This window comes from Actinacidiphila sp. bgisy160 (genome assembly GCF_057707815.1).
Genome location: NZ_JBYIQW010000001.1, coordinates 297,011 through 318,998, shown reverse-complemented (window position 1 = coordinate 318,998; position 21,988 = coordinate 297,011). Strand labels below are relative to the sequence as shown.

Sequence of the window (21,988 nt, the reverse complement as noted above, 5' to 3'; positions counted from 1 at the left end):
GCGCCGAACCGCAGCCGAACCGCAGGTGCCCGACGTTGGACGAGATGACCAGGCTTCCCACCACCACGACCCCGCTCGCAGCCACCGGTGTCTCCGCGCTCGTACGCCTCGCCGTGCTCTGCGTCGGCCCCGACGGCGACATCTCGTACTGGAACCGCGGTGCCGAGGAACTCTTCGGCCACCGCTGGGAGTGCGTGTTCGGCCGCCCGGCGGCCGGACTGCTGCCGCACACCGCGGGCCGCCACCCCGGTGAACAGGACGCCCTGGACGTACTGGACGACCTCACCCGGTCCGCCTGGGCCGGAGCGCTGCCCACGACCGACCGCGACGGTGGCGTCAAGGACGTGGTGTGGTGGTCCTACCGCGTCATGGAGCCGACCGGCCGGAGTCTGCTGGTGATCGCCGCCAACGCCCGCCCGCTGCGCGACACCGGGCCGCGCCTCGCGCTCGGCGACCAACTGCTGCCCTACACCGCCGACGGCACCACCTCTCGCGGCGCCGTCCGCATCACCCCGCGCCTCGCCCCGGTCGCCGACCCCGCGCACGCCGAGCACCTGGCCGGCCGGCTGGGCTCGGTGCTGCCCCGGGTCAGCGCCGGCCGGCTGGACCGGATCGTGCGTCAGATCGTGCCCCTGGGCTACCCGGCGGTGGAGGTCGACGGCACGGTGCTGCTCCCCGTGCTCCCCGAGGAGTACGGCACGACCGTCGCACCGCCCGCCACCAATCCCGCCACCGGCCGCACCGCACGGCCCTCCCGGCCCGCCCCGCACCCGGAGCTGCTGCCCGGCCCGCGCGGCGACGTCACGGCGCCGGTGCCGGCCCCGGTGGGCGTCCCCGGCCTCTCGATCGCCCCGGGTCACGTGCTGGACGAGCAGCTCGCCCTGCTCCGGGAGACCGGGGCCAAGGTCGGCACGACCCTCGACCTGGAGACGACCGCCCGCGAACTGTGCGCCGTCACCGTGCCGCGCTTCGCCGACTTCGCCGCCGTCCTCGTCGTCGACCAGCTGTTCTCCGACACCGAGCCGCCGAAGGACGACCTGTCAGGGGCCACGATCCTCGCCCGCCGCGTCGCCGTCGCCCACACCGACACCACCCCCGGCCCGTGGGCGGCCGCCCTGCCGGAGGGCGAGCTGATCCCGCTGCCCGCCGACTCCACCCCGCGGCTGGGCGAGCCGCTGCTCGTCCCGGTCATAGACCCCGCGCTCGCCCAGGACATCGCGCTCGACCTGGGCGTTCCCGGGCTCGGCCCGTTACTGCCCGAGCGGTCGATGGTCGTCGTACCGCTCACCGCGCGCGGCACGGTGCTGGGACGCATGTGCTTCCTGCGCCATCCCGGCCGCCGCCCCTTCGACGCCAAGGACGCCGCGACCGCCGCCGAGGTCGCCGCCCGCGGCGCCGTGCACCTGGACAACGCCCGGCTGCACCGCCTGGAGTCGCGCGCCGCCGCGACCCTGCAGCGCAGCATGATGCCGACCCGCCCGCCCCGCATCCCCGGGGTGCGGATCGCCCACCGCTACATGCCCGGCGACCGCCAGGCCCAGGTCGGCGGCGACTGGTTCGACGCCATCCAGTTGCCCGGCGGGCGCGTGGCGCTGATCGTCGGCGACGTCATGGGCCACGGCCTGCTGTCGGCCGCCGTGATGGGCCAGTTCCGCACCTCCGTCATCACGATGGCCGCGCTCGACCTGCCGCCCGCGCAGTTGCTGCGGCACCTGGACAACCTCGCCCACCGCTTGGGCGCCGAGCACCTGGCGACGTGCGTGTACGCGGTCTACGACCCGATCCACCGCACGCTCGCCCTGGCCAACGCCGGCCACATCCCGCCGGTCCTGGCCCGGCACGACGGCCGCAGTCAACTGCTGCAGGTGCCCGAGGGCGCCCCGATCGGGGTCGGCGGCGTGCCCTTCGAGACGGTCGAGATCCCGGTTCCTGACGGCAGCTGGCTGGTGCTGTGCACCGACGGCCTGGTGGAGGTGCGTGGTCAGGGGATAGACGCCGGCCTGGCGGCGCTGTGCTCCAACGTCATCGAACCGCAACAGACCCCCGAGGACGTCTGCGAGCAGATCCTCAACCGTGTCCACTCCGACGACCGTCGCGACGACGTGGCCCTGCTGGTCGCCAACTTCCAGGGCATCCCGTCCGAGGACGTCGCCGAGTGGCGGCTGTCGATGGATCTCTCCGAGGTCCGCAAGGCACGCGCGCTCACCCGCGAGCAGCTGGCGCGGTGGGGGCTGCGAGGGCTCAGCGACCTGACCGAGCTGCTGGTCAGCGAGCTGGTGACCAACGCGCTGCGGGTCGCCTCGCACGAGGTGTCGCTGCGGCTGATGCGGGTCGGCAAGCTGTTGGTCGAGGTCAGCGACGACGACCACAACCTGCCGCAGCTGCGCCGCGCGGACGCCGACGACGAGGAGGGGCGGGGCCTGGCCCTGGTCAGCAACCTCTCCCGGCGCTGGGGCACCAGTCGCAAGGCGGTCGGCAAGGTCGTCTGGTTCGAGCTGCCGCTGCCTGACTGACCCGGGGGGCGACATCTCCCGCATCAAGGCCCACGAGCAGGCCACCGCCAAGGCCAGGGAGCTCGCGGCGCGCGTCGCCCGGCCCCGTTCCGGCCGCCCGACGCGGAGGGGCCGCGCGGCATGCGCCACGCCGCCCCTCTGGCGTCGTACGTGCCCGCCCGGCCCGGGCGTACGGCTACCTCACAGGTTGACGCCGAAGTCCTGCGCGATGCCGCGCAGCCCCGAGGCGTAACCCTGGCCGACGGCGCGGAACTTCCACTCGGCGCCGTTGCGGTACAGCTCGCCGAAGACCATCGCCGTCTCGGTCGAGGCGTCCTCGGACAGGTCGTAGCGGGCGAGCTCGTTGTTGTCGGCCTGGTTCACCACGCGGATGAAGGCGTTGCGGACCTGGCCGAACGACTGCTGGCGGCTCTCGGCGTCGTAGATCGACACCGGGAAGACGATCTTCTCGACCTCGGCCGGCACGGTGGCCAGGTTCACCTTCACCTGCTCGTCGTCGCCCTCACCCTCGCCGGTGAGGTTGTCGCCGGTGTGCTCCACCGAGCCCTCCGGGCTCTTCAGGTTGTTGAAGAACACGAAGTGCTTGTCCGAGACGACCTTGCTCTCGGCGTTGACCAGGAGCGCGCTCGCGTCGAGGTCGAAGTCGGTGCCCGTGGTCGTACGGACGTCCCAGCCCAGACCGACGGTGACCGCGGTCAGTCCCGGGGCCTCCTTCGTCAGCGAGACATTGCCGCCCTTGGAAAGGCTGACACCCATGGGATCTCCCTGCTCAATCCGGCGCGGGCCGCGCCCCTTGACGATTCCTTTGCCCAATCGCTCAACGGCTCCGCCGGGCCCCGGGTTCCCGGCGCCGCAGCCGTTCACCTGAGTGCCGTACACGCCCGTACGACGACCGCGGGAGCGGTAGAAAGGACTCATGGCCACCGGCTCCCGCGCTTCGTCCGACTCCCCCTCCGGCGCCGACGACCCCGGGAGCACCGCCGAGGAGATGGTCAGCGCCCTGCTGACCGCCTCCCGGCTCCTCGTCGCGGTCTCCGCCCGCTCGCTCACCGCGGTGGAGGACGCGCTGACCCTGCCCCAGCTACGCATGCTGGTCGTCCTGGAGACGCACGGGGCCCTGAATCTCTCGCAGCTCGCCGCGGAACTCGGCGTGCAGCCCTCCACGGCGCTGCGGATGCTGGACCGCCTGGTGGCGATCGACATGGTCACCCGCGACGCCTCCCCCACCGACCGGCGCACGTCGGTCATCTCGCTGACCGCGACCGGGCGGCGCACCGTGAACGACGTCACGGAGCGCCGCCGGGCCGAGATCGCCCGCATCGTCGACGCCATGCCCCCAGGGCAGCGCCGCCACCTCGTCCAGGCCCTGCAGGCCTTCGCCGAGGCCGGCGGCGAACCCCCCGTCGGCGAGCACGACGCCCGCCACGTCGGCTGGTGACGGTCAGGACGGCCGGACCCGCAGTCCGAACTCACCGCCGCACTGGCTGCGCCATCGCCGGGGAGGCGCAGGGCCCGGCGTCCGCTGCGCCAGGGCCGCCGGCGCTCGTGGCGGATCCGTGCCTCGCCGAGCCGGCTTCAGGAGGGGGCACGGAGGGCGTCGACGGGTTCCATGCGGGCGGCGCGCAGGGCGGGGTAGAGACCGGCGAGAAGACCGACGAGGGCGCCGGCGACCGGGGCGCCCAGGGCGAGGCCCAGGTCCAGTACCGGTGTCCAGTGCCTCACAGCCGCCACGCAGACGACGGCCACCACGCCGAGGGCCGCGCCGACGATGCCGCCGAGCAGTCCGATGGTGGTGGACTCAGCGAGGAACTGCCCGGCGACCTGCCGTCTGGACGCGCCCAGGGCGCGACGGAGCCCGATCTCACCGACGCGTTCCATGACGGTGACAAGGGTGACGTTGGCGATGCCGATGGCGCCCACGACCAGCGAGACCAGTCCGAGCACCAGGAACAGGCCGTTGACGTCGCCCTCGACGCCCTTCCTGGCCTTCGACAGATCCGGTGGGGCGGTCACGGTGAGGGCCTCCTCGTGTCCGGGCGACAGGGCGATCGGCGCCTGCCGGGCGACCTGCTGAGCCGCGCCGAGGGAGGTGTTGACCAGGACCCGGGTCACGTTCTCCATGCCCATCCGGTCCGCCGCCGTGGTCGGGGGCAGGATCACCGAGGCGGACAGGCGCCGCTCGCGGCGGATCCCGTCGAGGACACCGATCACCGTGTATGACTGCCCCTCGAAGAAGACCGCGGGGGCGTCGCGTACGTCGTCGATGCCCAGCAGCCGGGCCGCCTGGTCGCCGAGGACGGCCACCCGGTCGTGGCGCGCGATGTCGCCGGCGTCGAAGAAGCGACCCGTGGTCATGGCGCCGTGGACCGCCTCCGGCAGCGCCGGGGTCGCGGCGACGACCGCCAGGGTCTGCTCGGTCAGTGCGCCGGGGGCGACCACGTCGTTCGCCCGGACCTGGACGTTCGCGCTGCCCTCGGAGTCGGACAGCGCGGCAGCGGACTCCACTCCCGCGAGGCGCTCGACGGCGTCGGCACCGGACCATTCCACCAGCGGCGGATCGCTGGTTCCCGGCGGCGGCAACGGCACCACGACGGTCACCGAGGTGGCGGTGAGGGCGTCGAACCGGCCGACGATCTGGTTGGCCGCCGTCGACGCCACGCCGATCGTGATGACCAGCGTGCCGATGCCCAGCACCGTGCCCAGGGTCGTCAGGGCGGAACGGACCGGTCGGGCGAGCACCCCGGCCAGGGACTCCGACCACAGGTCCCGCGGATCCATCCACGGACGCTCGTGGCCGCCCCGGCCGTGGGCCCGGCGGCAGGAACGCCGTCCGCCGCGTCGCCGGAACGGGGGCGCTCCCTTGTCCGCTGCCCGTGCCCGGCGTACGGCGCGGTCGATGGCGGTCATACGCTCTCCTGACTGAGCCGGCCGTCCCGGATCCGCACCCGCCGTCCCGCCCGTGCGCTGACGGCGTCGTCGTGGGTGATCACGAGCAACGTCATGCCCTGGGCCTGCAGTTCGCCGAAGAGCGCGAGCACCGATTCGGTGTTCTCGCTGTCGAGGTTGCCCGTCGGTTCGTCGCACAGCAGCAGGGCGGGCTCACCCATCAGCGCCCGGGCGATGGCCACCCGTTGCCGTTCGCCGCCGGACAGCCGGCCCGGCAGGAAGCCGAAGCGGTGTGCCAGACCCACCCGTGTCAGGGCGGCGCGGGCGCGCTCGGCGCGAGTGCGCCGAGCGCGGCCCGGACGGGAGGCGCGGTAGGTCTCGGCGAGCATGACGTTCTCGTCCACGGTCCGGTACGGCAGCAGGTGGAAGGACTGGAACACGAACCCGATGCGGCTGCCACGCAACGCCGTGCGTTCGGCGTCGCCGAGGGTGTTGGTGAGGACACCGTCGAGCCAGTAGCTGCCCGACGTGGGCCGGTCCAGCAGACCCAGAGTGTTGAGCAACGTCGATTTCCCCGAGCCGGAGGGGCCGACGATCGACAGGTGCTCCCCCCTCCTGACCTCCAGGTGCACGTCGCGCAGGGCGTGCACCGGAGGTTCGGTGTCGAACACCCGGCCCAGGCCGCTGAGCCGGATCACGGTGTCCGGGTCGGGCGCCTGCTCAGGAGCCGGCGGAGGCGGTGCGGGTCTGCGCCTCACCGTCCGACCACCACCTGGTCGCCCTCGTCCAGCGATCCGCCGTCCGCCCTCACCTCGACCTGGCCGGCGGCCGAGAGGCCCACGATGACGGGAACGTTCACCACCTTGCCGTCGCGCTGCACCCGTACCCGGGCCCGGCCGTCGGCGCTGGTGTGCACCGCCGCCACGGGCACCACCAGAACGGCGCCCTTCGAGGCGCCCACCTCGATGGTCACCTTGGCGGTGCCGCCCGACTGGTCCCTGAGCGGGCCGGGATCGGGCACGGAGATCACCAGCTGCACCGGAGCGGCCGGGTCGGCGACCGGGTCGGCGGCCGCATCGGCGTCGGGCTCGGCGTCAGGCTCGGTGTCGCCCTCGCCCTTTCCGTCCCCACCTGCGCCGTCCGCGTCCTTTCCGGCACCGGTCTGCGTTCCGGTGCCGCCGACCTGCGCGACGACGCCGCGTACACGGGTGCCGTCAGCCGTCTCGATCCGTGCCTGCATGCCCTCGCGCAGGCTGGAGCCGTCGGCCCCGGGCACGACGGCGCGCACCACCACGTCGGAGCTGGTCACGGTGGCGACCTCGCCGCCCGGGGTGTCACCGAGGCGCACCTTGACCTTGTCGACCCGGACCGGCAGGTCGGGCAGGAAGACGACCTCGCCCGCCGGGACCTTGGTGCCGTACGTGCCGGTGAACGCGCTGAGCGCCGCGTTGGCCCGGTCCAGCTGGTGCTGCGCGGCCTGCAGTTCCAGGGCCGCCGCCTCGCCGGAAGCCGGCGGGCTCGCCGTGCCGGAACCACCCTTGCCGCCCTGGGCCCCGCCATCACCTCCGCTGTCGCCCCCGCCGCCTTCCGCCGCGAGGACCGCGAGCTGTGCCTGTGTGACGGCGGCTTCCAGGTCGCCCAGCTGCTGCTGGTCGGCCACACTCGGCCGCTGCGGCTGGAACCCCTTGCCCTGATACCAGCGGCCCACCGCCGACGCGGTCCCCTGCCGATAGTCCCCGGTGATGGCCCCCGGATCGTGCCCGATCCTGCGCAGCGCGCTCTGCAACTGCCTGACGTCGTCACCCGAAGTACCAGGGCCCAGAGCCCGGTACATCGGGACCGAGCCGCGCAGCACGAACACCGGACGGCCGTTCACCTGCATCAGGACACTGCCCTCGCGCAGCGTGGCACCGGCCTGCGGCAGCTTGGTGACCCGCTGGGTCGCCTCGCCGTCCCCGGAACCGCTCGCGGACCCGACTGACCCGGACAGCGACACCCCATGCGGTGCCCCGAACTCCACGCCGCCCTGCGCGATCACGGTCGCGGTCAGTTTCCGGCGCTCCACGGCGACGGTGACCGGACCCGCCTCCGGCGCCCGGCGCGAGGCGGCGGCGTCGGCCGGCGACTGCATCTGCGTGCCGGCGAACCAGCCTCCCGCGCCGACGAGCGCCACCACACCCATGATCATCCCGACCTGCTTGCCGCGCCCCTTCGGGCCGCTCGGCAGAAGCCGGCTCATCCGGCGATCCCGGAGAAGGGGTGCTTGGCCAGCTCGGGGAAGTACGCGGCCCGGAACTCCTTGCCGCACTCCAGGTCCTTCATCGCGATCCCGATCTCCTGGGTGAGCTTGGCCTGGCCCTCTTCCTTGTCCATGTTCTGGACTCCGCTCGACGGGATCAACGTGGCCGTCGCGAACTTCACCATGTCCCCGATGGCGGTCGGCTGCGTCGTCGTCACGGCGACGCCCTCGTCCCGCAGGCAGGACGCGAACCGCTGCGCCAGAGAGATCAGCTGGGGATCCCCGTTCAGCGCCTGCTTCGCCGCACGGTCCTGCTCCTCGTTCACGGCACGCTCACGATCCAACTCGGCCTGGGACTTCTCCGGCCCGTAGCCCTTCTCGAATCCTTCCTTCACGCACCCCGGAAGCATCACCTTCTTCCCACTGGGGAGTTGCTTCGCAGAGCCCATCGCCTTGTCGTAGGCCTTCCGCTGCGCCGGGGACAGCGCGTCGAGGTAGGCCCGGTCCGGGTTGGCCGTCTCCTGAGCCTCGTGGGCCTTGCTGCCGACAACAGTCGGGTCGTCCGGGTAGACGGCCGGCGCGAAGAAGCCGAAGCCGAACTTCTCCCGGTACTTCTTCGCCAGTTCGTAGTCCTGACCGTCGACCGGACTGGCGGCGGCGGTGAGGCCCGCCACGCGCGGGGTGTAGGTGAAGCCCTTCTTCCGCATGCAGGCGGCCTTGGCGTTCTCCGACACATAGATCCGCCTGGTGTCCTCATCGACTCCCTCGGGAATCGCCACCTCGCCCTGCGCGGGCGCCCCGGCCTTCGAGGACGCCGCCCGGTCACCGGAGTCAGCGGACGTGGCGGAGCCGCCGTCGGCCTGGGCGCATCCGGCGAGTGCGAGCACACCCGCGGCGGCCACCGGCCAGAAAATGCGCGTGATGCGTATATGAGCCATGTCGTTCCATCACTTCGGTCCAGGGATCGCACGATGCCGTGCACTTCGTCGATGACTTCAACCCGGTGGCCCTTACCGAGGTCGTAGCCGCCGGCCGTGATGTGACGCGGGTCACGAAGGCGAATGGGAGGTATATGCACAGTCAAGGATGACTACGGCTTCCGCAAAACCGCGGAGGAGGCTGCGGCGGGCCTGTCACCATTGCCGGCCACGAGACGCCTGGCGTGCCAGGAAGCCCAGAGGCTGATCGCGTACCGGCTGGCGCTGTTCACCGAGTTGGCTGCGCCAGGGCCACGGAGGTGCCCAGCCGCGTTCTCGATCTCTGCGGCGGAACCGGGGGGCGTGACCGTGCCGATGACGGCATTCGATGGGTACGAGCGTCGTACGTGGGCCGGTCGGGCCGACGCGTTCGCGGGGAGCTTCGCGAGGCTGTGCGCCTATCCGGTTCCGCAGTTGCTCGACGCTGCGGCGGTTGAGTACGGGGTCCGGGTTCTCGACGTCGGGACCGGGACGGGAACGGCGGCCGCGGCGGCGTGCGAGCGCGGCGCGAAGGTGACCGCGGTCGATGCCGAACCCAGCATGGTCGAACGGGCAGCACTGGCGGTGCCCTCCGCCGAGGTGCTGACGGCCGCCCTTCCCGCGCTCCCTTTCGAGGACGGAGTCTTCGATGCCGTGGTCGGGAACTTCGTGCTCAACCACGTGGGGCGTCCCCGGACAGCCCTCGCGGAGCTTCGCCGGGTGGTCCGGCCGGGTGGACGGATCGCGCTGACGATCTGGGCGGTTCCCGCCCCGGCCGGCCAGGCCCTGCTGGGCCGGGCCGTGGAGATGGCGGGTGTGACCCGGCCGTCGCATCTGCCTCCGCTCGCGGCAGCGGACGACTTCCCGCGCGACCAGGACGGCCTGGCCGGGCTGATGACGTCGGCCGGACTGCGCGAGGCCGCGTGCCGGAAGCTGCGGTGGGATCACCGGGCGAGCGCCGAGGAGTGGTGGAGCGGGCCGGCGTCCGGGGTGGCCTTCATCGGGCAGTTGCTGCTGAGCCAGAGCGAGGAGACCCGCAGCGAGGTGAAGCGGCACTTCGACGCACTGACCCAGGAGTTCCTCGGCCAGGACGGCCTGCTGGTCCTTCCCCACGCCGCCCTGCTGGTCAGCGCCTGCCGCTGACCCGGGGACCGTCAACGTATGCCTGGAGTTCCGCCTCGGTCGCCCGGAGCTGAGGCAGTCGGCGTTCGATCCTTCTGTGCCATATCCAGCTCGCCCACGCCAACCGCCGGAAGATCACGACGCGGTTGGGCAGCCTGACTCCCGGCGGTCAGCGCCCATCAGGCGCACCAACCGCAGACGCAAGACGAAGCCTCCCGGCACCCGCAGGGCAACCGGCCGCCCGGCGCCGCCACTTGAGTGACGCGCCCCACAGATGGACATCACCCACACGAAAGAAGCAGCGCGTGAGGGACGCGGCGGCCGCCGGCCTGCCGGGCCGACCTCTTGGTCAACACGAGAAACGGGCCCCCGACTGCGACTTTCGTCACGGTCGGAGACCCGTCTCCGCTGTGCGCGAGGGGGGAGTTGAACCCCCACGCCCTTTCGGGCACTGGAACCTGAATCCAGCGCGTCTGCCTATTCCGCCACCCGCGCATGGGTGTCGTCTTCCGGGCCCTTCACACCTTGGGGTCTCCCCCGTCCGGCGCGTCAGCCCCTTCCGACACCGAGAACATTAGCACGCTGCTCAGGGTGGAATCACATCCGTTTCCGGGCACCCCCGAGCGAGGGGAACCGTCCTCTGTTGCGGGACACTGACATGAGGCGCCTCTACCATCCCTGTGGGGGAGCGGCCGCGGACCGTGGCACTGTTGACACCGGTCCCGTGGGACCGACCGGGGAACCAGCGGTTTTCCCAGTGCGTGGATACGATCAGTAAGCAGTACCGGAAGGATCGGACCGGAAGATCACGGCGGACCGCCGTGCACGACCGCAGGACCTCGAGGAGGGAGGTGCATCGTGGGAGTACTCAAGAAGTTCGAGCAGCGTCTCGAGGGCTTCGTGAACGGCACCTTCGCCAAGGTGTTCAAGTCCGAGGTACAGCCCGTGGAGATCGCCGGCGCCCTCCAGCGCGAGTGCGACAACAACGCGACGATCTGGAACCGGGACCGCACCGTGGTCCCCAACGACTTCATCGTCGAGCTCAGCACCTCCGACTACGAGCGTCTGAGCCCGTACGCCGTCCAGCTCGGCGAGGAGCTCGCCGGGATGGTGCGCGACTACGCCAAGCAGCAGCGCTACACCTTCATGGGCAACATCAAGGTGCACCTGGAGAAGGCCGACGACCTCGACACCGGCCTGTACCGGGTGCGCAGCCGCACGCTCGCCTCCAGCGAGTCGCAGCAGCAGTACCAGCAGCAGCCCCCTGCCGGCCGCGGTGGCTACGGCTACCCGCCGCAGGGCCCGCAGCGCCCCGTGGGCCCGCCGCCGATGCCGGCCGGTCCGCCGCCCGGCGCCGCGCCGGTCACCCGGCTCCCCGGAAGCGGCCCCACGGCCCCCGGCGGCGTCGGCATGAACGTACGTCGCTGGATCGAGATCAACGGCATGCGCCACCAGATCTCCCGTCCGACCCTGGTCCTCGGCCGCAGCACAGAGGCCGACGTGCGGGTCGACGACCCCGGTGTGTCCCGCCGCCACTGCGAGATCAGGGCGGGATCGCCCTCGACGGTCGTGGACCTCGGGTCCACGAACGGCATCGTGGTGGACGGACAGCACACCCAGCGCGCTACGCTCCGCGACGGTTCACGGATCGTCGTGGGCAGTACCACCATCGTGTACCGGCAAGCCGAAGGGTGAAGCGGGGGCAATGTCAGAGCTGACCCTGACGGTCATGCGGTTGGGTTTCCTCGCCGTACTGTGGCTGTTCGTCATCGTGGCCGTGCAGGTCATCCGCAGCGACCTGTTCGGCACGCGGGTGACCCAGCGCACCGCCGGGCGCCGCGAGGCCCAGACGCGTCCCCCGCAGCAGCGCCAGCAGGCGCAGGCCGCGCAGGGCCGTCAGCAGCAGAACAACAACCGGGCCCGGCGCGGCGCCCCCACAAAGCTGGTGGTCTCCGAGGGCTCGCTCGCGGGCACCACCGTTGCGCTCCAGGGGCAGACGATCACCCTGGGCCGGGCGCACGATTCCACGATCGTGCTCGACGACGACTACGCGTCCAGCCGCCATGCCAGGATCTACCCGGACCGCGACGGCAACTGGATCGTCGAGGACCTGGGATCCACCAACGGTACCTTCATGGACCGGAACCGGCTCACCACGCCGACCCCGATCCCGCTCGGTGCCCCGATCCGCATCGGCAAGACCGTCATCGAGCTGCGGAAGTAGTCGCACAATGGGCGAGCACAGCCAGCGAGCGCGAGCGAGAGGGTGGGCAGCGTGCGGATGTACCCGGAGCCGACGGGCGAGGTGCGCATGACTCTGTCGCTGCGCTTCGCCGCCGGCTCGCACAAGGGAATGATCCGGGAGGGCAACGAGGACTCCGGCTACGCCGGTCCGCGGCTGCTCGCCATCGCCGACGGCATGGGCGGCCAGGCCGCCGGTGAGGTCGCCTCCTCCGAGGTGATCTCCACCCTCGTGCCCCTCGACGACGACGTCCCCGGCTCCGACATCCTCACCTCCCTCGCCGTCGCCGTGCAGCGGGCCAACGACCAATTGCGCGTCATGGTCGAGGAGGACCCGCAGCTGGAGGGCATGGGCACCACGCTCACCGCCCTGCTCTGGACCGGCCAGCGGCTCGGTCTGGTGCACGTCGGCGACTCCCGTGCGTACCTGCTCCGTGACGGTGTGCTCACCCAGATCACCCAGGACCACACCTGGGTGCAGCGGCTGGTCGACGAGGGCCGGATCACCGAGGAGGAGGCCGGCACGCACCCGCAGCGCTCGCTGCTGATGCGCGCCCTGGACGGCCGCGGCCAGGTCGAGCCCGACCTGTCGATCCGCGAGGTCCGGGCCGGCGACCGCTACCTGATCTGCTCCGACGGCCTCTCCGGCGTCGTCAGCCACCAGACGCTCGAGGACACCCTCGCCGGGTACCACGCCCCCGCCGAGACCGTGCAGGAGCTGATCCAGCTCGCCCTGCGCGGCGGCGGCCCCGACAACATCACCTGCATCGTCGCCGACGTCCTGGACATCGACGACGGCGACACCCTGGCCGCGCAGTTGCACGACACGCCCGTCGTCGTGGGCGCCGTCGCCGACAGCCGGCACCACTCGCCGCTGTCCGACCCGCGGCATCTGCAGACCCCGGCAGGCCGCGCCTCCGAGCTCGGCCGCCCGCCGGCCCCCGAGGGTGCCTTCGGCCCGCCCGGCAGCGGCAACCCACAGGTCGGCGCGCCCGTGGGCAGCTTCGGTGCCTTCGAGGACGAGGATCTGCAAAAGCCCCGCAAGCGCGGCCGCTGGCTCAAGCGCTCACTGATCCTGCTGATCGTCCTCGGTGTCGTCGGCGGCGGCCTGTACGGCGCGTACCGCTGGACCCAGACGCAGTACTACGTGGGCGTCAAGGGCGACCACGCGGCGATCTACCAGGGCATCGAGCAGAAACTGGCCTGGCTCGACCTGTCGAAGGTCCACGAGGACCGCCCCGGTATCGAACTCAAGTACCTACCGCAGAACCAGCGCAAGTACGTCACGGCCACGATCGCCGCCAGCGACCTCGCCGACGCGCGCAGGACCGCGGACGAGCTCGAGCACCAGGCGAAGGTCTGCCAGACCAAGGAATCGATCGACAAGTCCAACGCCGCCGCGGCGGAGAAGGCCGAGAAGGACCAGCAGAAGGGCGCCGACACCGCCACCGGCAAGACCACCGGCAGCCCGTCCTCGGACGCGTCCGCCTCGCCCAAGCCCAGCACGACCCCCTCCACCAGCCCGTCGACCAGCCCCACCCTCTCCGACGAGGACCAGTCGCTGGCCCAGCAGTGTCCGAGCGGCAACTAGCAGTGAGCAGGAGGGGCCTCAGTCCGGCATGAGCGTTGTCACCAACACCACGACCATCACATCCGTCGGCGCGCCGAGCCGCCGCAACACGGAGCTCGCGCTCCTCGTCTTCGCGGTCCTGATCCCGGTCTTCGCGTACGCGAACGTGGGTCTGGCTATTACCGACGAGCTGCCCTCGGGCATGCTCGGCTACGGTCTCGGGCTCGCGGCGCTGGCCGGCGTGGCGCACCTCACGGTGCGCAAGTTCGCGCCGTACGCCGACCCCCTGCTGCTCCCGCTGGTGACCCTGCTCAACGGCATGGGTCTCGTCTTCATCTGGCGGCTCGACCAGTCCCCGCGGCTCCGCCAACGCGCCGAGGCCCTGTTCGGGTCCTTCAGCCCGGACACCCCCAAGCAGCTGCTGTACTCGGCCGTGGGCGTCGCCCTGTTCGTCGCGGTGCTGGTCTTCCTCAAGGACCATCGCATCCTGCAGCGCTACACCTACATCTCGATGGTCGTGGCGCTGATCCTCCTGATCCTGCCGATGTTCTTCCCCGCAGTGAACGGCGCGAAGATCTGGATCAGCATCCCGGGCGTCGGCACCATCCAGCCCGGCGAGTTCGCGAAAATCATCATCGCGGTCTTCTTCTCCGGCTACCTGATGGTGAAGCGGGACGCGCTGGCCCTGGCCAGCCGCCGCTTCATGGGCCTGTACCTGCCACGCGGCCGCGACCTCGGCCCGATCCTGGTGATCTGGGGCCTGAGCATCCTGATCCTGGTCTTCGAGACCGACCTCGGCACCTCGCTGCTGTTCTTCGGCCTGTTCGTCGTCATGCTGTACGTCGCCACCGAGCGCACCAGCTGGATCGTCTTCGGTCTGCTGATGTCCGCCGTCGGCGCCGTCGGCGTGGCCACCTTCGAACCCCACGTCCAGCAGCGCGTCGACGCCTGGCTGGACCCGTTCGCGGCCTTCAAGGACGGCACGAGCGACCAGGTCGCCCAGGCCCTGATGTCCTTCGGCTCCGGCGGGATCCTGGGCACCGGGCTCGGCCAGGGCAACTCCGATCTGATCGGCTTCGCCGCCAACTCCGACTTCATCCTCGCCACCGTCGGCGAGGAGGTGGGGCTGGCCGGCCTGATGGCCTTCCTGCTGCTCTACGGGCTGATCGTGGAGCGGGGCGTCCGCACCGCGCTCGCCGCCCGTGACCCCTTCGGCAAGCTGCTGGCGATCGGACTCTCCGGCGCCTTCGCGCTCCAGGTCTTCGTCGTCGCCGGCGGTGTCATGGGCCTCATCCCGCTGACCGGCATGACGATGCCGTTCGTCGCGGCCGGTGGCTCGTCGGTGATCGCCAACTGGGCCCTCGTGGGCATCCTGCTGCGGATCAGCGACACCGCGCGCAGGCCCGCCCCGGCCCCCACGTCCCCCGATGCCGAACCGACCCAGGTGGTGCGCGTCCAGTGAACAAGCCCCTGCGGCGGGTTGCCATCTTCTGCGGCCTACTCGTCCTCGCCATGCTCATCCGGGCGAACTACCTCCAGTTCGTCCAAGCCGACGAGCTGAAGACCAACACCCACAACCGCCGCGTCGCGATCAACCAGTACGCCACCCCGCGCGGCGACATCATCGTCGACGGCAAAGCCATCACGGGCCACACCGAGACCAACGGCAGCGACTTCAAGTACAAGGCCACCTTCAAGGACGGCCCCCTGTGGGCGCCGGTCACCGGCTACGCGTCCCAGGCGTTCGGCTCGACCCAGCTCGAGAACATCTACGACTCGATCCTCACCGGCGACGACGACCGCCTGTTCTTCAAGCGCACCGTCGACATCCTCTCCGGCAAGCAGAAGCAGGGCGGCGACGTCGTCACGACGCTCAACGGCGCTGCGCAGCGTGCCGCCTTCGAGGGCCTGGGCAAGAAGAAGGGCGCGGTCGCCGCGATCGACCCGCGGACCGGCGCCATCCTGGCCCTGGCCAGCACGCCCTCGTACGACCCTTCCTCCTTCGCCGGCAACTCGGAGAAGGACAGCAAGGCCTGGAACGCGCTGCAGAAGGAGAACGACCCCGACGAGCCGATGCTCAACCGGGCGCTGCGCCAGACCTACCCGCCGGGCTCGACCTTCAAGGTCGTCACGGCCGCCGCGGCGCTGGAGGACGGACTGTACGACAGCATCGACGAGCCGACCGACTCCGAAGTGCCGTACATCCTCCCGGACACCGCCAACCAGCCGCTGGACAACGAGGGCAACATCAACTGCAGGAACGTCTCCCTGAGGGAGGCGCTGCGCGTCTCGTGCAACTCGGTCTTCGGCAAGCTCGGCGCGACGCTCGGCCGCGACAAGATGGTCGAGGAGGCCGAGAAGTTCGGCTTCAACAAGGAGCAGTTCATCCCGGTCCGCGCGGCGGCCAGCAACTTCTCCACCAAGATGGACAAGCCGCAGACGGCCCTGTCCTCCATCGGCCAGTTCGAGACGGCCGCCACCCCGCTGCAGATGGCGATGGTCGCCGCGGCGATCGCCAACGACGGCAAGCTGATGCAGCCGTACATGGTCGACCAGCTGCGCGCTCCCAACAACACGGTGGTCGAGCAGACCAAGCCCAAGGAGTTCTCGCAGCCACTCAGCGCGGAGAACGCCCAGAAGCTCCAGGAGATGATGGAGACCGTCGTCAACTCCGGCACCGGCACGAACGCCCGGATCCCGGGCGTCACCGTCGGCGGCAAGACCGGTACCGCCCAGCACGGCGTCGAAAACAGTGAGAATCCCTACGCGTGGTTCATCTCATACGCGAAGACCGACCAGGGCTCCCCGGTCGCGGTCGCCGTCGTGGTCGAGGACGCCAGCGCGAACCGCGGCGACATCTCCGGTGGCGGCTTCGCCGCGCCGATCGCCAAGAGCGTCATGGAGGCCGTGCTGAACAAGTGATGCCGGTCACGCCGTATCCATGGATGTGCGTTAAGTCGCACGTCGCGATACCGGTCGTATATCGGCTACCGGCCAGGGCCGGGATCGGCACGCGGCGGCGGGTACGGTATGCCCGAGCAGCCACACGGACGGTTTAGGAAGGGCAAGCGCTATGGAAGAGCCGCGTCGCCTCGGCGGCCGGTACGAGCTGGGCTCGGTGCTCGGCCGCGGTGGCATGGCCGAGGTGTACATCGCCCATGACACCCGGCTCGGCCGCACCGTCGCCGTGAAGACGCTCCGGGTGGACCTCGCCCGCGACCCGTCCTTCCAGGCCCGGTTCCGCCGTGAGGCCCAGTCGGCCGCCTCGCTGAACCACCCCTCGATCGTCGCCGTCTACGACACCGGCGAGGACTACGTCGACGGGGTCTCCATCCCGTACATCGTCATGGAGTACGTGGACGGCTCCACCCTGCGTGAGCTGCTCCACTCCGGCCGGAAGCTCCTGCCGGAGCGTTCCCTGGAGATGACGATCGGTATCCTCCAGGCCCTGGAGTACAGCCACCGCTCCGGCATCGTGCACCGCGACATCAAGCCCGCGAACGTGATGCTGACCCGGAACGGCCAGGTCAAGGTCATGGACTTCGGCATCGCCCGCGCCATGGGCGACTCCGGCATGACCATGACGCAGACCGCGGCCGTGATCGGCACCGCCCAGTACCTCTCCCCGGAGCAGGCCAAGGGCGAGACCGTCGATGCGCGCTCCGACCTGTACTCCACCGGCTGCCTGCTCTACGAGCTGCTCACCGTGCGGCCGCCCTTCGTCGGCGACTCCCCGGTCGCGGTGGCGTACCAGCACGTGCGCGAGGAGCCGCAGCCGCCGAGCGTGTACGACCCCGAGGTCTCGCCCGCGATGGACGCCATCGTTCTCAAGGCGCTGACCAAGGACCCGGACTACCGCTACCAGTCCGCCGACGAGATGCGCGCCGACATCGAGGCCTGCCTCGACGGCCAGCCCGTCGCCGCCACGGCCGCCATGGGCGCCGTCGGCTACAACGGCGGCGGCTACGGCGGCTACGGCAACGACGTCCCCACCACGGCCCTCCCGCCCCAGCAGGACGCCGGCACCTCGATGCTGCCGCCCATGCGGGACGACGACGGCGGCTTCGGCTACGACCAGCCCCAGGGCGGTGGCGGCCGGCGCAAGCCGAAGAAGAGCAACACGTCCACGATCCTGCTGGTCGTCGCGGCCGTCCTGGTCCTGATCGGCGCGATCTTCATGGGCAAGGCGCTGTTCTCCGGGAACAGCGGCGGCGACGGCACGGTGTCCGTCCCGCAGTTCGTCGGCGACACCAAGGCCGAAGCCGAGGACCGGGCGGCGAACGGTGGGATCACCATCACGTTCGGCGAGTCGATGTTCTGTGACGACCAGCCCAAGGACCACGTCTGCGAGCAGTCGGCCAAGGCCGACAGCAAGATCTCCAAGGACGAGACCGTCACCCTGAAGCTCTCCAAGGGCACCGAGAAGATCCCGGTCCCGGACGTCACCGGTGACTCCTTCGAGGACGCCGAGAAGGCCCTCAAGGACGCGGGCTTCGAGGTCGACAAGCAGTCCAAGACCTCCAACGAGGACGAGGGCACGGTCCTGGACCAGGACCCGAAGAGCGGCGCGAAGCGCGCGAAGGGCTCGACGATCACCCTCACCGTGGCCGTGGCGCCCGAGGAGGTCGTGGTCATCAACGTGGTCGGCCAGGACGTGGCGCAGGCCAAGAAGACCCTCGAGGACCAGGGCCTGAAGGTCACCACGCAGGACCGCGAGTCGGCCGACCAGCAGCAGGGCAAGGTCGTCGACCAGAACCCGCCGGGTGGCAGCAAGCTCAAGGCCGGCGACTCGGTGACCCTGTTCGTCGCCAAGCCCCCGTCCACGGCCCAGATGCCCGACCTGAAGGGCCAGACGGTCGCGCAGGCCAAGGCGGTCGCCAACGAACTGGGCATGCAGATCAACTTCGTCGGCAACTCCTCGCGGAACGACAACGCGATCGTGAGTAACCAGTTCCCGCAGCCCAACAGCCCGGTGAAGCCGGGTGACACCCTGACGCTCTTCGCTCAGGACCCGAACGGCGGCGGCGGCCTCGTCAACGGCGGCAACGGTGGCTGACGCAGTCGCTCACCACGCCTGACGAAGCGGGGAGGCGGTCACCACGGTGACCGCCTCCCCGCTTTGTCGCGCCCGCGGGGCCTGACCGTTCAGCCCTCCCCGGCGGCCTCCGCCACGCCCTCGGCCGCGCCGTTCCCGGCGCCGACGTACAGGCGGCCGCGTACCGGATACGGAGATCCACCGGACGTCAGCACCTGGCCGCGACCGCGGCGCCGACCGACGAGCCGGCGGGTGTGCTCCGCCGCGGGGACCGCGGTCACCCGCCGGCCCGTCACCGCCCAGGGGTGCCTTCTCGCCAGGCAGGCCCTGGCGGTCCGGCCGGCTTCCCGTCCGGCCAGGGGAGATCGACGCAGCCGCCCCGCGTTTTCGACCCCGGCCCCGTTCCGGACCGGTCAGCCCAGCTCCGCCGGAGGGGTGCGCTGCGCGTCCACCTTCTGGGTGCGGACGAGTTCGGCCCACACGATGTAGCGGTCGCGCGAGGTGTAGACCGGGGTGCAGGTGGTGAGGGTGAGGTAGCGGCCGGCCTTCTTCTTGCCGCTCTCCCTGGGGATCTGGTCGATGACCCGGACGTTGAACTTCGAGGTCTCGGGGAGGACCTTGTAGACCTTGTAGACGTACCAGGTGTCGCGGTCCTCGAAGACGACCGGGTCGCCCTTCTTGATCTTGTCGATGTTGTGGAACTTGGCGCCGTGGCCGTCGCGGTGCGCGGCGAGCGTGAAGTTGCCCCGCTTGTCCCAGGGCATGGCCGACTCCACGGGCTCGGTGTAGTAGCCGGCGACACCCTCGTTGAGCACCTTGGTGGTGGTGCCCTTCTTCACCAGGACCTCGTAGTCCCTGCCCATGGCGGGGACGTGGAGGAAGCCGATGCCGCCCTTGGTGTCGAGCTTGCCCGGGGCGCTGTCGGCCCACTCGCGCCTCACGGCATCGCTGTCGTGCTTGGCGGCGCGGTCGGCGAGGACGTTGGTCCACCACAGGGAGTAGACGACGAAGAGCCCGAGGATCACTCCCGCGGTGATGAGGAGCTCACCGATCAGACTGACGGTGGCGGCGATCAACGAGAGGGGACGCCGGGTCGGCGCGGCCTCCCGGGCGCGGTCGTGCTGGGTGGTCGTCACCACGTGCCCCGATCTGTGTACTTCCCTACCTGGCCTACTCGACCAGGGCGTCCGGCTTGCCCTTGCTGCGCGGCCGTTCCTCGACCATCTTGCCCCAGACGATCAACCGGTACTTGCTGGTGAACTCCGGTGTGCACGTGGTCAGTGTGATGTAGCGGCCCGGCCTGGTGAAGCCCGATCCGTCGGGGACCGGCTTGATCACCGAGATGTTGGAGGGCGGCGTGGACGGCAGCATGCTCGTGACCTCGTACGTGTAGTACGTGCTCTCGGTCTCGACCACCACCTTGTCCCCCGCCACCAGCTTGTTGACGTAGCGGAACGGTTCGCCGTGGGTGTTGCGGTGCGCGGCGAGGGCGAAGTTGCCCTGCTTGTCCCAGGGCATGGCCGTCTCCAATTCGCCGGAGTAATGGCCGATCATGCCCTTGTCGAGCACCTTGTGCTTGTCGATGCCCTCGGCGATGGGCGCCTTCACGTCCAGCTTGGGGATGTACATGATCGCGAAGCCCTGTCCGGGCGAGAAGGCGCCGGGGTCACGGTTCGGGCCCTTCTCGCCCTCCCACTGCTTCTGCAGGTTGTTGGCAGCGCCGCCGGCCTGCTGGTGGGCGAGGACGTTGGTCCACCACAACTGGTAGGTGACGAAGAGCAGCATCAGCACGCCCAGGGTGATGAACACCTCGCCGGCCACCCGGCTGGCGATCACCGCGGGGCTCTCCTTGGCCGCGCGCGCGGCGCGCCGGGCCTCCACACGGGACCTCGGCGCGGCCGGGGTCGACGCCATGGGGGCCATGGCAGCCTCTGTGACGGCCGGGGAGGGCACGGGGGCACCGGAACGCCGCCGTCCCCTGCCACCGCGCCGTGCGGCCTCCTGGGCCGCCTTACGGCGGGCCGCACGGCCGCCGCCCTCGGGTGCCAGGAGGTCCGGGACAGGTCGCGGGGTCTCCTCCGAGTCCGGGTCCGGATCCCGGCGGTCCCGCTCCCCCTCCCGCCCGGGCTCGGACTCGGTCACCACGGGCATCGCCACGGTGTCGCCCGGCGTGCCCGCCACCCGGCGGCGCGCGGCGGCGCGCTCCTCGTCGGTGAGTGGCCGCCGGGCGGCCCTGACCGCCTCGGCGTACGGCTGCTCGGCGGGCCCCTCGGGTACCGGCACGGACGACGGCGGGGACGGCCAGAGATCGGCGGGCCGGGGCTCGTAGCCGGGCCTCGTGGACCCGTAGTGGCCCTGTCCCCGCTCGTACGACTGCTGGCCCGGCACCGCTGCCCGGGGCGTGTCCGGCTGCGCGGTCGTGGGCGGCGTGGCGGGCGGCGCGGCGGGGGGCGTCGCGGGGGCCGCCGCGGCGGGCTCGGTGTCGGGCTCCTGCGGGGGGCGGGCCGCGCGCCGCGCGGTGTTGGGCAGCGGGTCGTTGAGCGGGTCGGCCAACTTCTCCACCGCGGCGGCGAATTCGGCGGTGTCGCCGAAGTGCCGATGCGCGGTCACGCAGTCACGCCCTGGTTCCGACCACAGGCGCGAGGCCCGCGGAACGCTCGACGGCGTCCTTGTCGCCGCATTCCACCAGCCAGTTGGCGAGCATCCGGTGCCCCCACTCGGTGAGCACCGACTCGGGGTGGAACTGGACGCCCTCCACCCGGGCGCTGCGGTGCCGCAGTCCCATGATGATGCCGCTCTCCGTCCAGGCGGTGATCTCCAACTCTTCGGGCACCGTTTCCCGTTCGACCGCCAGCGAGTGGTAGCGGGTCGCGGTGAACGGCGTCGGCAGCCCGGCGAAGACCCCGCGGCCCTCGTGGGTCACCAGGGAGGTCTTGCCGTGCAGCAGCTCCGGCGCCCGGTCCACCACGCCGCCGTACGCCACCGCCATGGACTGCAGCCCCAGGCAGACGCCGAAGACCGGGACGTCGGTGGCGGCGCAGTGACGCACCATGTCGACGCAGACCCCGGCCTCCTCTGGGGTGCCGGGCCCGGGGGAGAGCAGGACACCGTCGAAGCCGTCCTGGGCGTGGGCGAGCTCCACCTGGTCGTTGCGGAGCACCTCGCACTCGGCGCCCAGTTGGTAGAGGTACTGGACGAGGTTGAAGACGAAGCTGTCGTAGTTGTCCACGACGAGGATGCGCGCGCTCATCGGACGGCCGCCCTCCCCTCGTCGACGGTCACGTCCCCGAACGGCAGCAACGGCTCCGCCCACGGGAAGACGTACTGGAACAGCACATAGACGGCGGCGAGGACCAGCACCAGCGAGATGACTGCCTTCACCCACACGTTGCCCGGCAGATGCCGCCAGATCCAGCCGTACATGCG

The 21,988-nt window shown here is 71.1% G+C and carries 19 protein-coding genes and 1 tRNA gene; 9 read left to right on the top strand and 11 right to left on the bottom strand.

The genetic code is table 11. The annotated features are described in order from the left end of the window. Positions 1-44: 44 nt before the first annotated feature. A complete protein-coding gene (locus tag AC3EUJ_RS01505; protein ID WP_431959003.1) occupies positions 45-2,513 on the top strand; it encodes a SpoIIE family protein phosphatase in 2,469 nt (822 codons plus the stop codon). A gap of 180 nt (positions 2,514-2,693) precedes the next feature. Here AC3EUJ_RS01505 and AC3EUJ_RS01500 read toward each other — a convergent pair whose 3' ends face one another. Then, positions 2,694-3,269, bottom strand: a complete 576-nt coding sequence (locus AC3EUJ_RS01500) for a TerD family protein (protein WP_431959002.1) — start codon at positions 3,267-3,269, stop codon at positions 2,694-2,696. A 160-nt stretch (positions 3,270-3,429) separates the two neighbouring features. On the opposite strand from AC3EUJ_RS01500, the gene AC3EUJ_RS01495 reads away from it, so the two are divergent. Beyond that, entirely contained in the window at positions 3,430-3,951 is a 522-nt protein-coding gene (locus tag AC3EUJ_RS01495; RefSeq protein ID WP_431959001.1) for a MarR family winged helix-turn-helix transcriptional regulator, read from the top strand. A gap of 137 nt (positions 3,952-4,088) precedes the next feature. On the opposite strand, the gene AC3EUJ_RS01490 is transcribed toward AC3EUJ_RS01495, so the two are convergent. Genes AC3EUJ_RS01490 through AC3EUJ_RS01475 form a run of 4 tightly spaced genes read right to left on the bottom strand, consistent with a single transcriptional unit; the run spans position 4,089 to position 8,576 of the window. Continuing rightward, a complete protein-coding gene (locus tag AC3EUJ_RS01490) occupies positions 4,089-5,420 on the bottom strand; it encodes an ABC transporter permease (RefSeq protein ID WP_431959000.1) in 1,332 nt (443 codons plus the stop codon). After that, positions 5,417-6,097, bottom strand: a complete 681-nt coding sequence (locus AC3EUJ_RS01485) for an ABC transporter ATP-binding protein (RefSeq protein WP_431958999.1) — start codon at positions 6,095-6,097, stop codon at positions 5,417-5,419. The genes AC3EUJ_RS01490 and AC3EUJ_RS01485 overlap by 4 nt, the downstream gene beginning before the upstream one ends. Before the next feature lie 56 nt (positions 6,098-6,153). Beyond that, positions 6,154-7,638: a peptidoglycan-binding protein gene (locus AC3EUJ_RS01480; RefSeq protein ID WP_431958998.1), complete on the bottom strand. Its 1,485-nt coding sequence runs from the start codon at positions 7,636-7,638 to the stop codon at positions 6,154-6,156. Continuing rightward, on the bottom strand, positions 7,635-8,576 hold the full coding sequence (locus AC3EUJ_RS01475) for a hypothetical protein (RefSeq protein WP_431958997.1): 942 nt from the start codon (positions 8,574-8,576) through the stop codon (positions 7,635-7,637). The genes AC3EUJ_RS01480 and AC3EUJ_RS01475 overlap by 4 nt, the downstream gene beginning before the upstream one ends. A 354-nt stretch (positions 8,577-8,930) precedes the next feature. On the opposite strand from AC3EUJ_RS01475, the gene AC3EUJ_RS01470 reads away from it, so the two are divergent. Continuing rightward, the gene (locus AC3EUJ_RS01470; RefSeq protein ID WP_431958996.1) at positions 8,931-9,737 is read left to right on the top strand and encodes a class I SAM-dependent methyltransferase; all 807 of its coding nucleotides are present in this window, start codon (positions 8,931-8,933) and stop codon (positions 9,735-9,737) included. A gap of 390 nt (positions 9,738-10,127) precedes the next feature. Here the strand turns inward: AC3EUJ_RS01470 and AC3EUJ_RS01465 are convergent. Next, positions 10,128-10,211: transfer RNA gene (locus AC3EUJ_RS01465), tRNA-Leu, on the bottom strand. A 363-nt stretch (positions 10,212-10,574) separates the two neighbouring features. On the opposite strand from AC3EUJ_RS01465, the gene AC3EUJ_RS01460 reads away from it, so the two are divergent. The 6 genes from AC3EUJ_RS01460 (at position 10,575) to pknB (ending at position 18,583) form a co-directional block, all read left to right on the top strand. After that, on the top strand, positions 10,575-11,411 hold the full coding sequence (locus AC3EUJ_RS01460; RefSeq protein ID WP_431958995.1) for an FHA domain-containing protein: 837 nt from the start codon (positions 10,575-10,577) through the stop codon (positions 11,409-11,411). A 10-nt stretch (positions 11,412-11,421) separates the two neighbouring features. Continuing rightward, entirely contained in the window at positions 11,422-11,940 is a 519-nt protein-coding gene (locus tag AC3EUJ_RS01455) for an FHA domain-containing protein FhaB/FipA (protein WP_431958994.1), read from the top strand. Positions 11,941-11,997: 57 nt separating this feature from the next. Further along, entirely contained in the window at positions 11,998-13,548 is a 1,551-nt protein-coding gene (locus tag AC3EUJ_RS01450) for a PP2C family protein-serine/threonine phosphatase (protein WP_431959221.1), read from the top strand. A gap of 28 nt (positions 13,549-13,576) precedes the next feature. Then, positions 13,577-14,989, top strand: a complete 1,413-nt coding sequence (locus AC3EUJ_RS01445) for an FtsW/RodA/SpoVE family cell cycle protein (RefSeq protein WP_431958993.1) — start codon at positions 13,577-13,579, stop codon at positions 14,987-14,989. Beyond that, complete coding sequence (locus AC3EUJ_RS01440) at positions 14,986-16,449, top strand: peptidoglycan D,D-transpeptidase FtsI family protein (RefSeq protein WP_431958992.1); 1,464 nt, start codon at positions 14,986-14,988, stop codon at positions 16,447-16,449. Before AC3EUJ_RS01445 ends, AC3EUJ_RS01440 begins: the two co-directional genes overlap by 4 nt. Positions 16,450-16,600: 151 nt before the next feature. Beyond that, complete coding sequence (gene pknB, locus AC3EUJ_RS01435) at positions 16,601-18,583, top strand: Stk1 family PASTA domain-containing Ser/Thr kinase (protein ID WP_431958991.1); 1,983 nt, start codon at positions 16,601-16,603, stop codon at positions 18,581-18,583. Positions 18,584-18,672: 89 nt separating this feature from the next. Here pknB and AC3EUJ_RS01430 read toward each other — a convergent pair whose 3' ends face one another. The 5 genes from AC3EUJ_RS01430 to AC3EUJ_RS01410 form a co-directional block, all read right to left on the bottom strand. Beyond that, the gene (locus tag AC3EUJ_RS01430; protein ID WP_431958990.1) at positions 18,673-18,843 is read right to left on the bottom strand and encodes a hypothetical protein; all 171 of its coding nucleotides are present in this window, start codon (positions 18,841-18,843) and stop codon (positions 18,673-18,675) included. A gap of 132 nt (positions 18,844-18,975) precedes the next feature. Then, on the bottom strand, positions 18,976-19,698 hold the full coding sequence (locus AC3EUJ_RS01425; RefSeq protein ID WP_431959220.1) for a class E sortase: 723 nt from the start codon (positions 19,696-19,698) through the stop codon (positions 18,976-18,978). Between the two features lie 34 nt (positions 19,699-19,732). Further along, positions 19,733-21,172 (bottom strand): class E sortase, encoded by a 1,440-nt coding sequence (locus tag AC3EUJ_RS01420; RefSeq protein ID WP_431958989.1) that lies wholly within the window; start codon positions 21,170-21,172, stop codon positions 19,733-19,735. A gap of 4 nt (positions 21,173-21,176) precedes the next feature. Continuing rightward, positions 21,177-21,812: an aminodeoxychorismate/anthranilate synthase component II gene (locus AC3EUJ_RS01415; protein ID WP_431958988.1), complete on the bottom strand. Its 636-nt coding sequence runs from the start codon at positions 21,810-21,812 to the stop codon at positions 21,177-21,179. Continuing rightward, a complete protein-coding gene (locus AC3EUJ_RS01410; protein WP_431958987.1) occupies positions 21,809-21,985 on the bottom strand; it encodes a hypothetical protein in 177 nt (58 codons plus the stop codon). The genes AC3EUJ_RS01415 and AC3EUJ_RS01410 overlap by 4 nt, the downstream gene beginning before the upstream one ends. Positions 21,986-21,988 lie beyond the last annotated feature (3 nt).

Excerpts from the sequence above, each read along its gene's own strand:
- AC3EUJ_RS01475 (WP_431958997.1), bottom strand. The coding sequence starts at position 8,576 with ATGGCTCATATACGCATCACGCGCATTTTCTGGCCGGTGGCCGCCGCG.
- AC3EUJ_RS01470 (WP_431958996.1), top strand. The coding sequence starts at position 8,931 with ATGACGGCATTCGATGGGTACGAGCGTCGTACGTGGGCCGGTCGGGCC.
- AC3EUJ_RS01500 (WP_431959002.1), bottom strand. The coding sequence starts at position 3,269 with ATGGGTGTCAGCCTTTCCAAGGGCGGCAATGTCTCGCTGACGAAGGAG.
- pknB (WP_431958991.1), top strand. The coding sequence starts at position 16,601 with ATGGAAGAGCCGCGTCGCCTCGGCGGCCGGTACGAGCTGGGCTCGGTG.
- AC3EUJ_RS01445 (WP_431958993.1), top strand. The coding sequence starts at position 13,577 with ATGAGCGTTGTCACCAACACCACGACCATCACATCCGTCGGCGCGCCG.
- AC3EUJ_RS01455 (WP_431958994.1), top strand. The coding sequence starts at position 11,422 with ATGTCAGAGCTGACCCTGACGGTCATGCGGTTGGGTTTCCTCGCCGTA.
- AC3EUJ_RS01495 (WP_431959001.1), top strand. The coding sequence starts at position 3,430 with ATGGCCACCGGCTCCCGCGCTTCGTCCGACTCCCCCTCCGGCGCCGAC.
- AC3EUJ_RS01410 (WP_431958987.1), bottom strand. The coding sequence starts at position 21,985 with ATGTACGGCTGGATCTGGCGGCATCTGCCGGGCAACGTGTGGGTGAAG.
- AC3EUJ_RS01505 (WP_431959003.1), top strand. The coding sequence starts at position 45 with ATGACCAGGCTTCCCACCACCACGACCCCGCTCGCAGCCACCGGTGTC.
- AC3EUJ_RS01490 (WP_431959000.1), bottom strand. The coding sequence starts at position 5,420 with ATGACCGCCATCGACCGCGCCGTACGCCGGGCACGGGCAGCGGACAAG.
- AC3EUJ_RS01450 (WP_431959221.1), top strand. The coding sequence starts at position 11,998 with ATGTACCCGGAGCCGACGGGCGAGGTGCGCATGACTCTGTCGCTGCGC.
- AC3EUJ_RS01415 (WP_431958988.1), bottom strand. The coding sequence starts at position 21,812 with ATGAGCGCGCGCATCCTCGTCGTGGACAACTACGACAGCTTCGTCTTC.
- AC3EUJ_RS01480 (WP_431958998.1), bottom strand. The coding sequence starts at position 7,638 with ATGAGCCGGCTTCTGCCGAGCGGCCCGAAGGGGCGCGGCAAGCAGGTC.